Raw genomic sequence first — 10,411 nt, 5'->3', positions numbered from 1 at the left:
TGGGCAAGTTCTACAACTCGCCTGTCGCCCTGGGTTCAGGTGCCGGTGCAGTGCTAACGGTGCCCATCGCTGCGTTGGGTGCAAAGCTCAACACGTGGACATACAGATGGATGGCCGCGTGGAGCAAGTGGGATTAAAAACCCCCTCTCTCCTTTCTTTTCCTTTTTTCATCTGTTTGACGCCTTTTAGCGCACGCTGCAGCCAATTATGCAAGTATCTTTATTCGCAATTTTTATGAGAGACAACTTTATCTTCGACGATCAACTAGCCCCGGCATGGCCGAATCGACCTTTATGTACGGGGTGGTTGCAGGAGTCTTTGCCTTCCTGGTTGGCCTGCTGTTTGCCACAAGGGGAGCAAGGAGCAGGCGCGGCAATGAAGTTGCAGCAGAGGCAGAGACTACACACTCTGGCGGCGGTGGCGGAGGAGGAGAAGAGAGAAGGGTCAAGAGGTTCAAGTCCGACGGCACACCCGTCTACGACTAGTACTGCTGCTTCTCTTACACGGACAGCAACAGAGCAGGGCGGGGCGTAACGGCCGTTACGAGCAGTGGCTCAATGCGCACATACAGCAATGCAGGTCGCGCTGGCGGCAGACCAAGACAGGCCCGGCTTTTTTGGATCATATACGAAATTCAGCCGGCGGGTTTTATTATTTGGAGCAGAATTCTTGATGGCTTCTCATTTGGCCTTTTCTTTGCATTGAATTCAGCTTCGGTTATCTCAAGTATGCCCGTCTCCAGATACTGCACACCTTTTAGGTTTGGGAATTTCTTTCTGTCTATTATGTACGTGGATGTTTCTCTAATGATGGGCCTGTCTGGTGCAAGCGTAGCGACAAGATTGATCAGTTCGCCTGTCAGCCCAATCAACGTAGAGCCTGTCTTGCCGACGACTGGCATGGCCTCTGCCACATGACCGGCAAAAGTGACTGTTTGCGATACGGTATCTTTAGCCGCCTTTAATTCACTTTCTTGGAACATGTTTACAGTCAAGGTCAGGTAACCCTTTACAGGGCTTAGTGGGAATATCACATAATCTGCAATCTCTAGCTTGCTGTCATCCAGTACCTTGTCAAAGGTTCCAAGGGCGGTCGAAATTGTTTTGCCATCTGTCTTTACCTCACATGAAATGACGATCTTGGCATCTTTGTCTCCCCCAAAGAAACTGTCCTTGAGGTTATCTCGAATATAGCATTCTCGAATCAGTATCATGATGCTGTCTTCATGGTTGACTTCCTTATCGACGGCTGGAACCTGTTTTGCGATTCTTGCGCCAGAGATTTGCATTGCAGCGCTGGCGGCTAATTCTGGATAATCTGATGCATCCTTGAGCGAGTGGACAGTCGCAATACGAGGCACAAATACCAACAAACAGCGATTTATATAAGTATACTCTGTTCAAGGGCATGGAGGGTTATGCGAGATTGCATTGCAAGACGCGTATATACATGCCGGAAACGTCTCCACCGTCCAGACACCGTTATAGCCAAGCTCGCTCGGTGTTTGCTGGGAGCAAAACTCTGTCAAGAACAGAGAGCTGCTAGTGCAAGAAATGGTGGGGTCGGCCGGATTCGAACCAGCGACCTCCAGCGCCCAAGGCTGGCATCCTGACCAAGCTAGACAACGACCCCGTAAAATGCCGATGCTGGGCGCAATTTTAACCTAGTGAATGAACTGGAACTGCCTCTTTTTCCTTTGCAGGCTGCTGTGCAGTTTGCCCACGATCGGCAGAGGGTAGCCGCAGTTCTTGCAGTGGTTGTGCGCGTCGAGGTTCCACTCGTCGATGCCAAAGCCGTACCTGCCTATTGCGACTGCGTTGCAGCCTGGGCAGTACGTGTCTTCAAGCGGGTGGCCCGGCACGTTTCCAAGGTAGGCATAGTTGAGCCCCTCCTTCTTGGCTATTTCGTGGTGCTTTACAAGCGTCTCGACAGGCGTTGGCCCAAACTCCATCATCTTGTAGTCGGGGTGGAAGCGCAAAAAGTGGATCGGGGTGTTGGGGCCCAGCTCGTCATGGACGAACCGGCACAGCTTTTTTGCGGCCTCCAGGTCGTCGCCCACCTGCGGCACTACCAGGTCTGTGACTTCGACGTGGATCTTGGTCTTGCCCTTGATCTCTTTGAGCGTGGCAAAGACCGGGTCGGCGCTTGGTATGCCGATGTACCTGCGCACGAAATCCTGCTTGCCCGAGCCCTTGAAATCGACTGTGATGCAGTCCAGGAACTTGCTCATCTCGCCGACAGATTCGGGCGTATCGTAGCCGTTTGACACAAAGATGTTGAACATGCCCTTTTTGTGCGCCTCGATGCCGCAGTCCCGCGCAAACTCCATGAATATGGAAGGCTCGTTGTACGTGTAGGCGATGCCTTGCGCGCCCCGGCCTGCCGCCATTTCGGCGATCTGCTCCGGCGTCACCTCTACCCCCTCGACCTTGCGCCGCTGGGAAATGTCATAGTTCTGGCAGTATTTGCAAAGCCAGTTGCAGCCTGTCGTAGCAATCGAGAAAATGTCAGAGCCGGGCTCGTAGTGGGTGACAGGCTTTTTCTCTATGGGGTCGACGTTGCCCGTTATCACCCTGCCATACACAAACAGGCGCAGCTTGCCCCCCATCACTCCCCGCACGCCGCAGAGGCCGGCCTTGCCTTCGGGTATCTCGCAGTACCGCGCGCACGCGGTGCACCTTACGCGCCCGTTTGGCAACGGGACTGCAAGGTCTGCCACCTTGCCGGGCAATCCATAGTCTTCGTCCTGCACTGAAATGTAGTCGCATCATAATCTTATAAATCAAGCCTTTTTCTTGTGCAGGACGGCAAGGCCGTACACGCTGCAGGCAAGGACGGTCAGGTAGAACTTGGTCGCAGCCACCAGGTTGATCTTGTACGCGTCGGTTGGGAAGGTGTTGACCACGCTGTCAGGGTTGAAGGAAGAAGAAGAGGCGCCCTGCTTTACCAGGATGACTCCCCAGAGCATAAAGTTAAAGAGCACTTCGTACAGGCTGATGACTGCGGCCAGAAGCAAAAGCAGCAGGACGACTGACCGCTGCGTCCTGCCAAGGGCCTGCACCCGCTCCTTGACAAGCTCGACAAACGAGTACCACGATATGACTGCAAGCACCATGAGCCAGGTCACCGGCTTTAAAAAGAGGGGCGAGACGTTCGGTGGCGGGAATTCACTGTCTACCAGCGACTCGCCTATGACATCGTTGCCCGTGGTGTACGAATAGGCAAGCGAATATGCAAGCACCCCAAACGCAAGGGCAGTCGACGCGGCAAACAGCACCTTGAAGAAGAGTGGCGGCCGCTCCGTCCCGCGTGTCTGATAGTCCAAACGTAGAGATATTTTTGCATGACTGCAAAATATCCTTTACCGAATCTCGTACTTGTCGACCCCCTCTTTCTTTCTGCCACTGGCTGACTGACTGGCTGGCTAGCGCGTCGGCACTATTGTGGCCGCGCCCTTGCACGTCTCGACAATCGGGTCGACGTTTGTCCGGTCAGGCGATTTTTCGGCGTGCCGGGCGTTTTCAATAGCAGACCGGCATATCACGTCTGGAAAGATGTAGTAGCTGAATGCAAAGACCAGCAGGACCAGGCCGGCGACGACCATGATGACGCGCCGGACGTTTGACGAGACCCGCATCTTCATATATGCGCAAGTGTGGCTTGGCGCGCTCGACTAATCAACCTAGCGAACAACGACCACATGCGCACATGCATACGCGCGCGCAAGGCAGCTAGGTTGAATTAGCCCCCCGCTCCAGCGAAAACAAGATACAACAACATTGTCAGCGGCAAGAGTATGGAAAAAGTGCGCGTTCTGTAGCAGCGGCAGGAAGCGGTGTTTTACGTGCGGAGGCTCGGGCAAGGTTGCGCCGGGCTGGCAGACCTGCTCAAACTGCAACGGGTTTGGGAGCACGATATGCACAGACTGTGGAGGGAGCGGCGGCAGGTACGATGTCTCGTCATCACCATCTTCTTCTTCCTATTCTGCAGGGTACTGAAAAAACAGCTACTGCTGCTACTGCTACTACTGGCCGGTCAGGCTACTGCCCGCAGCTCCACCACGTTTGTTTTCGCCCTTATCTCTTCAGGCTCGGCATATTCGTGCTTGCCCCACCTGACGCGGATCTCGCACGACAGCTTGTGGGAGCCTGACGCAAGGTCTGCCCCGGGCAGCTCTATGACCTTGTTCACGTCAAACAGGAGCGACTGGGCCTCTTCCACCGTGAGCGGGTAGTACGGCGTGTCGTCCTTGACTATCGACACCCATATCCTGTACGGTATCTTGGGGTTGCGGGTCCAAAAGAGAGCGGCCTTTCTCACGAATTTTAGCGGTCCTGCCACAGTCCTGCGCCCGGATTTCACCTCTGCCTCGATGGTCATGCGGAAGCCGTTGTCGTGCTTGTTGTAGGCTTTTTCCCAGTTCTTTTGCACAAATGCTTCCCTTATCGCGCCCTCTATCTTGAAGCTGAGGTTGAGGGTAAGCGGCCTGTCGGCGCTGACGCTGTCATGGGATTTTTCGAGCGTCGCGCCCGTGATGAAGGAAGAGGAGGGTGGGGAAGAGGAGGACAACTGCTATTTTCTCGGATGGTATCATTTATATCCTCAATAAGTAGTTGTCTCTTTCGCGTCATGATTGCAGAGATCACCGATTTTAAGGACAACGAGCTCGAGATCAAGGTCCGCGAAGAAGACATCTCGATACTCTACATAGTCCAGCACGAGCTCTTGAAGGAAAAGAGCGTCGATTTTGCAGGCGTGATGCTGCAGCACCCCCTCACCAAGGACTACAAGATGAGAGTGGTGACCAAGAGGAAGGACCCGTCCGAGGTAATCCAGGACGCGTCGGCCTCTGCAGCCGACTATGCAAAAGAGCTTGCAGGCCTGGTCAAGGCCGCCCTAAAGTAGGCTGATCACATTGCGTTTCTGTCCCCAGTGCCAGGCCCGGCTCAAGCCGTCCGGCGAAAGCGTCGTCTGCCCCAAGTGCGGGTACAAGTCCAGAAAGGAGGCGTCCGAGGGCAAGAGCGTCACCGAAGTGAAACAGGTTTCTGGCAGCAACGCCTCTTTGAAGGTGATGGACGACGAAAAGCCTGCGCTGCCGACTATAAACATACCATGCCCGCAATGCGGCAACGACACGGCCGTGTGGTGGATGCTGCAGACCAGGTCCGCCGACGAGGCCACGACGCAGTTTTTCAGGTGCACCAAGTGCAACCACACCTGGCGCAATTATTCCTGACAAAGGAAAAAAAGTCCCCCCATTCTTTGCATACTCTCACTCACCCACTCTCGCACGCAGAGAGTGTACGTGTATGTATGTGTGTCTGTGCATCGATCTACATACAAAACGTATTGTGCGCAGCATGTCCTGATACCGGGGTGGTAAGTGGCGGCAGCAACAGCAACAGCGGCAACAGCAGCAGGTATGCCAGCATCGAAGCCTTTGAGCAGGCGGCAGAAGGCGTATTCAAGGCCCACCAGAGCGTTTCGTACATTGCGGTAGTGGACGACAACGTCGCCAGGCTCGCCCAGAAGGGGTCTGTCAGCCTGCACCCCACCAACCTCCAGAAATTCCACGTGCAGGCGGCGCTCCTGGTCAGGCTGAGCGGCATATCGGCAGAATTGTTTGGCGCGCTCGACTATGTCAGCGCCTCCTTTGATTCGCGCTTTGCAGTGATGGTCGCGCCGCTTTCAAGCAGGCTCCACGTGGTCGTTGTGACCCTGCACGCGTCCAAGTACGAGCTTGACGCCATCTGGCGCGACGTTGCCGATCTGCTTCTCAAGCCGCTCCGTCTGCATCCTTGATGGCAGCGGCAGGCCCCAGGCTTTAGGGAAAAGTGAAAGAGCAAGCAGATTATTTATTAGCATCATTGTTATAGAACACATGTACATATAACATGACGCAGTACGATGCGCTGAGCGACCTGCCCATGGTCTCCTTTCAGGACGAAAGGGCCGAGTCCAGCTACCCCAGCTGCGTCGTCTCGTTTTCAGGCAAGCAGCAGGAATGCTGCGTCTGCTGCATAGACATCGTGGGCTCGACCAAGGTCGCGGCCGGGCTTGGAGACAAGAACGCCGGCCGGTACTACGAGATATTCCTCAACTCGGTTGCCACCATAGCAAGCAATTTCGGCGCGATAATAATCAAGAACGTGGGCGACAGCCTGCTGTACTATTTCCCGAGGGTCTCCGACCCGCACGTGGACAAGAGGGTGGCCCTTGACGACGCGCTCCAGTCGTCAGTCGTCATGGCAGACGCAAGGGCGGCGATAAACGCAAGGATGGCAAAAGAGGGACTGCCTCCGGTCAGCTACAGGATCAGCAGCGACTATGGATCCGTATACGTGGCCAAGTCGTTCACTTCAAACATCGAGGACCTGTTCGGCTCGACCATGAACCTGTGCGCCAAGCTCAACTCCAGGGCCCGGCCAAACGGCATCGTGATAGGCAAGTGCCTGTATGATATTGTCTCGGGCTTTGAGGGCTACTCTTTTGTCGAGGCCGGCGAGTACGCGCTCGACGCAAGCGGCCAGGCGTACAGGTTTTACGAGCTGCAGGGCAAGAGCGATACAAAGGCGATAAACCCGTTCAGGAGGACGGGCAGGCTCGGCAGGATGTCGGCCGCCTAGTTAGTCCCTTTGCTATTGCTGCTGTTGTTGCTGCTGTGGGAGGAACTTTTCAAACCGCTTCTGGCTTTCCCCGTCCAGGTACTGAAAGCTGGCTGCAAGGCCGGTGCCAAGGCCCCGGGCAAAGTCGGGGTTTGTGCCTGCGGCCCTGAGCACCTTTTCCAGGGCGTCTGGCGCAAGCCTGTGCGAGTTTTCGCCGATGCTCCTGCCGAGGCTGAAAGAGAGCTGCGGCCTGCCCTGTCCCATCACCCTCATCACGCTTTCCTGCACGATTTCATCAAGGTAGCCAAAGCTGGCTCCGAGGCCGGTGCCAAGACCCCGGGCAAAGTCGGGGCTCTTGTCAGCCCACACAAAGGCGTCCGACATGCCTGCATCGTTGAGGTACTGAAAGCTCGTGCCAAGGCCGGTGCCGAGGCCCCGGGCAAAGTCCGGATTGGATTCGCCCTCTGACACCATCGCGCTGCGTGCGTCGTGGCGCATGTGTGGGAACGAGTGCCCCACCGCCACGCCCATCCCCCACAACAGGTCGGCCGCGCCCTGCGCCCTTGCAAAGATCTCTTTTGCTGCCGCAGGGTCGGCAAACCGGAGCGCCCTGCCAAGCCCCATCCCAAACGACTTTGCAAAGTCAGAGTTGTTGCTGCCGCCCAGAGCCCTGTTAAAGGCCCACTCTTTTGTCGACGCGTCGAGGCTTTCGTACCTGCGGCCGAGGCCCTCAAGGTATCCCCTGCACATTGCGGGGATGGACTCGACCTTTCTTATCAGGCCCAGACCGGGGAGGGCAAAGTCTGCCCGCTGGCCCAGGCCGAGGCCAAGGCCGTACGCAAACGTCGGGCTTGTCTGCGCCCTTGCAAGCATCTCCTCCTTGTAGTCGATGTCAAGGTAGGAAAAGGTGGACCCAAGCCCGATGCCAAGCCCTATCGAGAGTCCGGGGTTGCTCTCGGCCAAGATAAACAGCGACTCGCTCTTTTCCGGCGCCACAAACTCGTACGCGCAGCCAAAGCCCTCGCCATAGCCCCGGGCAAATGCGCTGTCGTTTTCTATGCCAAGCATCGCCGTTGCCGTGTTGCTGCCGCCGGCCTGCGCCCCTGCTGCTGCCGCCGTCGCCGTCGCTGTCGCCGTCGTTGTTATCATCACCTCCTTTTCGTAAAAGAGGTTGCAAAAGCCAAAGCCCTCGCCGAGGCCGCGTGCGAACTCGATGTCGCGCCTTGCCATGTCGAGCACCCTGAGCCTTTCCTCACCGGACAGGTAGGCGTAGGAAAAGCAGTGGCCAAAGCCATAGCCCCGGGCAAAGTGCGGGTTCCTTTCGCACCTTGAAGCCGCCTCCTGCTTTAGCTCCGGCTCGGCGTACTGGATCACCCACGCCAAGCCCTCGCCGAGGCCCCGGGCAAAGTCGGGGTTGGTCTCGGCCCTCAAGGATACCTCTAGCTGCACGTTCTTGCCCAGGTACCTGTAGTTGTAGCCAAGGCCCCTGCCCAGGCCCCTTGAAAAGCCGGGGTTCTTTTGCGAGCGGGCAAACATGCTGTACTTGAAGCCGTCGTCGAGGTGCTCAAACGTCCAGCCGAGCGTGAACCCGAGGCCGACTGCAAACTCGTAGTTCCTGCCCGCATAGTCCCAGACCCTCTTGGCCGACTCGGAGTCGATGTGGGCCAGTATGTAGCCCATGCCTTCGCCGAGGCCGTGGGCGAGCGGGCCGCTGTTTTCTGCCCGCCTGAACATGTCTTCCCTTACCTCGTCCTCGTAGTGCTGGAGGTTGTAGCCTATGCCCCACCCAAGGCCGGCCATGAACATCGGGTTGGACTCGGCGAGCCTGAACGCGTCCTTGCGTATGCCGTCGTCAAGGTAGCGGAACACGTACCCCATGCCGGTCCCAAGGCCGTGCGCAAACGCCGGGCTCTTTTGCATCAGGGCAAGGACGTGCGCCTTCTGCTGCCGCTCGAGGTACGAGTAGTGCCACCCCATCCCCTTGCCAAAGCCGTGCGCAAGCTCGCCAAGCCTCTCGCACCGGCGGCGCAGGTCGTCCCTGGCGCGCTCGTCCAGGTACCTGTAGCAGAAAGCGACGCCCATCCCAAGGCCAAGCGACAGGCCGGGGTTCTTTTCGGCGAGCCTGAACAGCTCGTCCTGCTCTGCGGCAGAGAGCGCGATATAGTTGTTGCCAAACCCGTATCCGAGGCCCCGGGCAAACTCGCCGTCCGTCTCGGCAAGCTCGTACATCCTCTTGCGGTTCACGCTGTCCATCTGCTTGATTATCCTGCCGATCCCTATGCCCAGGCCCCGGGCAAACTGGTTCGACCCCCGGGACAGCAGGTAAACTTCATGCTGCAGGTCCGGGTCCAGGTGGTGGTAGATGCTCCCAAGGCCCTCGCCGAGGCCCCGGGCAAATTCCGAGTCCTGCCTGATGCGCCGGCCAAGCTCTGTCCGGAGCGACCTGCTCAGGTGCCTGAAATTCTTGCCGAGGCCGACGCCGAGGCCCTCCGCAAACTGGATGTTCTCTTTTATGCTCGATATGACCTGCTTTTGCAGGTCGGCGTGGAACGAGCCAAAGACCGACGACAGGCCGTTTCCAAGGCCCCGGGCAAAATAGATGCTCGTCTTGATCTTTTTCAGGATGGCGTCGGCCACGCCCTTTTCAAGCAGGACAAAGTTGCGAGCTATGCCCTCTCCAAGCCCCTTGTCAAACTCCTCCCTCTCGCCGATCCTGCCAAGCACGTCCTGCTGGAGCTCCTCTTCCAGCTCGTGGAAGCTTTCGCCGATGCCCTCGCCCATGCCCACTTCAAAATGCATCCTCGTCTTCATGCAGTGGTCCAGCTCCTGCGGCAGGGCTATGCGGTACATGTCTTCTGACACGGCCTTGATGTTGCGGCCAAAGAACAGCCCAAACGCGTGGTCGGTGGACGCGTTCTCCTTTGGGATCACCTTGGCAAAGTTCTCGGTGAGGCGGTTCATTATCTTGAGCTTGATGTCGTCCGTGAACTCTATTGACTCGCGCACGACGTCGTTCATCGAGTAGTACGGCCCTGACACGTACACCCACGAGCTCAGCTTTTTTGCCGGCTCTTTTGGCGGGCTGCTGTCAAATATCAGGTTCTGGAGCTCCTCTATCGCGTTTATCGTCCTGGGCAGTGCAAGCTCGTAGCACAGCTTTAGCACGTACAGGAACTCGGTGTCAGCCTCCCTCTCTTCAAGCCCTGACAGTATCTTGAACTGGCTCTTGTAATAGTCCGTCCGGGGGAGCCACGACTCGGCGACAGAGACTGCGTCGACCTCGTCGCCGGCGGCAGCCGCGGCCTCTTTTTCCTTCAGCACGCGGTAGAATTCCAGTATTGACATCGGTATAGGATCCTTGCTCCAGAGGATCGAGGATATCTTGCCCAGGTTGTTCTCCACGTACTTGCCAAACACGCCGGAAAACGTGTCTATCTTGCAGCCGTATTCCTGGAGGATGACCCTTATCTTTTCCCTGTCGTACACTATCTCTTGCGAGTAGATCCGGGGGATCTTGGCAGAGATGTTCCTGTACAGCTCCAGGTAGCGCGGCTCCAGCTCGATGAAGATGCCGCCAATGTCGCTTGAGCTGATTATCTCCAGCGCCCTCCTCACGTCGGAATAGTCCTTCCTTATCAGGCCCTCCGGAAAGTTGTCCCACAGGAGCGCGTCCTTTCTTGAAAGCGACGACACTATCTCCGACAGGCTGGAGCGCTTTGGCGGCTGCGCCCCCTCGTAAGACTTGTTTATCAGGTAGATGCGCTCAAAGTCGTGCAGCCTGTTCTTGACTATCTCAAATATCGCCC

12 protein-coding genes, 1 tRNA gene and 1 pseudogene are annotated in these 10,411 nt (G+C 56.9%); 7 read left to right on the top strand and 7 right to left on the bottom strand.

The annotated features are described in order from the left end of the window. Both WKI84_RS12230 and WKI84_RS12225 read left to right on the top strand, forming a co-directional pair. Nucleotides 1-137 (top strand): annotated as a pseudogene (locus WKI84_RS12230) (ammonia monooxygenase); the annotation flags it as partial. Nucleotides 138-275: 138 nt separating this feature from the next. Continuing rightward, nucleotides 276-485 carry a hypothetical protein gene (locus WKI84_RS12225; protein ID WP_337863842.1) on the top strand — a complete coding sequence of 70 codons (210 nt, stop codon included), beginning with the start codon at nucleotides 276-278 and terminating at the stop codon, nucleotides 483-485. A 149-nt stretch (nucleotides 486-634) separates the two neighbouring features. Here WKI84_RS12225 and WKI84_RS12220 read toward each other — a convergent pair whose 3' ends face one another. The 5 genes from WKI84_RS12220 to WKI84_RS12200 all read right to left on the bottom strand — a co-directional run bounded on the left by WKI84_RS12220 (nucleotide 635) and on the right by WKI84_RS12200 (nucleotide 3,643). Then, nucleotides 635-1,369 carry a hypothetical protein gene (locus WKI84_RS12220; RefSeq protein ID WP_337863841.1) on the bottom strand — a complete coding sequence of 245 codons (735 nt, stop codon included), beginning with the start codon at nucleotides 1,367-1,369 and terminating at the stop codon, nucleotides 635-637. A gap of 185 nt (nucleotides 1,370-1,554) precedes the next feature. Next, a tRNA-Pro gene (locus tag WKI84_RS12215) sits at nucleotides 1,555-1,632 on the bottom strand. 31 nt (nucleotides 1,633-1,663) lie between these two features. Beyond that, nucleotides 1,664-2,752, bottom strand: coding sequence for an AmmeMemoRadiSam system radical SAM enzyme (gene amrS / locus WKI84_RS12210; RefSeq protein ID WP_337863840.1), 1,089 nt, complete (start codon nucleotides 2,750-2,752; stop codon nucleotides 1,664-1,666). 30 nt (nucleotides 2,753-2,782) lie between these two features. Then, a complete protein-coding gene (locus WKI84_RS12205; RefSeq protein ID WP_337863839.1) occupies nucleotides 2,783-3,325 on the bottom strand; it encodes a hypothetical protein in 543 nt (180 codons plus the stop codon). A 99-nt stretch (nucleotides 3,326-3,424) separates the two neighbouring features. Beyond that, nucleotides 3,425-3,643: a hypothetical protein gene (locus tag WKI84_RS12200; protein WP_337863838.1), complete on the bottom strand. Its 219-nt coding sequence runs from the start codon at nucleotides 3,641-3,643 to the stop codon at nucleotides 3,425-3,427. 136 nt (nucleotides 3,644-3,779) lie between these two features. On the opposite strand from WKI84_RS12200, the gene WKI84_RS12195 reads away from it, so the two are divergent. Then, complete coding sequence (locus WKI84_RS12195; RefSeq protein WP_337863837.1) at nucleotides 3,780-3,998, top strand: hypothetical protein; 219 nt, start codon at nucleotides 3,780-3,782, stop codon at nucleotides 3,996-3,998. Nucleotides 3,999-4,035: 37 nt separating this feature from the next. On the opposite strand, the gene WKI84_RS12190 is transcribed toward WKI84_RS12195, so the two are convergent. Continuing rightward, nucleotides 4,036-4,569, bottom strand: coding sequence for a hypothetical protein (locus tag WKI84_RS12190; RefSeq protein WP_337863836.1), 534 nt, complete (start codon nucleotides 4,567-4,569; stop codon nucleotides 4,036-4,038). A 60-nt stretch (nucleotides 4,570-4,629) separates the two neighbouring features. Between WKI84_RS12190 and WKI84_RS12185 the strand changes: the two genes are divergently transcribed. From WKI84_RS12185 to WKI84_RS12170, 4 genes are all read left to right on the top strand, one after another. After that, on the top strand, nucleotides 4,630-4,905 hold the full coding sequence (locus WKI84_RS12185) for an RpoL/Rpb11 RNA polymerase subunit family protein (RefSeq protein ID WP_337863835.1): 276 nt from the start codon (nucleotides 4,630-4,632) through the stop codon (nucleotides 4,903-4,905). Between the two features lie 10 nt (nucleotides 4,906-4,915). Further along, nucleotides 4,916-5,236 (top strand): transcription factor S, encoded by a 321-nt coding sequence (locus WKI84_RS12180; protein WP_337863834.1) that lies wholly within the window; start codon nucleotides 4,916-4,918, stop codon nucleotides 5,234-5,236. 140 nt (nucleotides 5,237-5,376) lie between these two features. Further along, nucleotides 5,377-5,802, top strand: coding sequence for a hypothetical protein (locus WKI84_RS12175; protein ID WP_337863833.1), 426 nt, complete (start codon nucleotides 5,377-5,379; stop codon nucleotides 5,800-5,802). Nucleotides 5,803-5,894: 92 nt separating this feature from the next. Beyond that, complete coding sequence (locus WKI84_RS12170) at nucleotides 5,895-6,626, top strand: adenylate/guanylate cyclase domain-containing protein (protein WP_337863832.1); 732 nt, start codon at nucleotides 5,895-5,897, stop codon at nucleotides 6,624-6,626. A 12-nt stretch (nucleotides 6,627-6,638) separates the two neighbouring features. Here the strand turns inward: WKI84_RS12170 and WKI84_RS12165 are convergent. Continuing rightward, the coding region (locus WKI84_RS12165) for a hypothetical protein (RefSeq protein WP_337863831.1) at nucleotides 6,639-10,411 on the bottom strand (3,773 nt) is incomplete at its 5' end.

This window comes from Nitrososphaera sp., from assembly GCF_037447015.1.
Taxonomy (GTDB): Archaea; Thermoproteota; Nitrososphaeria; order Nitrososphaerales; family Nitrososphaeraceae; genus Nitrososphaera.
The sequence above is the reverse complement of the archived record's forward strand: the minus strand, read 5'-3'. Positions and strand labels throughout refer to the sequence as shown.

Coding starts and splice junctions, on each gene's coding strand:
- WKI84_RS12200 (WP_337863838.1), bottom strand. CDS start 3,643: ATGAAGATGCGGGTCTCGTCAAACGTCCGGCGCGTCATCATGGTCGTC.
- WKI84_RS12170 (WP_337863832.1), top strand. CDS start 5,895: ATGACGCAGTACGATGCGCTGAGCGACCTGCCCATGGTCTCCTTTCAG.
- WKI84_RS12225 (WP_337863842.1), top strand. CDS start 276: ATGGCCGAATCGACCTTTATGTACGGGGTGGTTGCAGGAGTCTTTGCC.
- WKI84_RS12185 (WP_337863835.1), top strand. CDS start 4,630: ATGATTGCAGAGATCACCGATTTTAAGGACAACGAGCTCGAGATCAAG.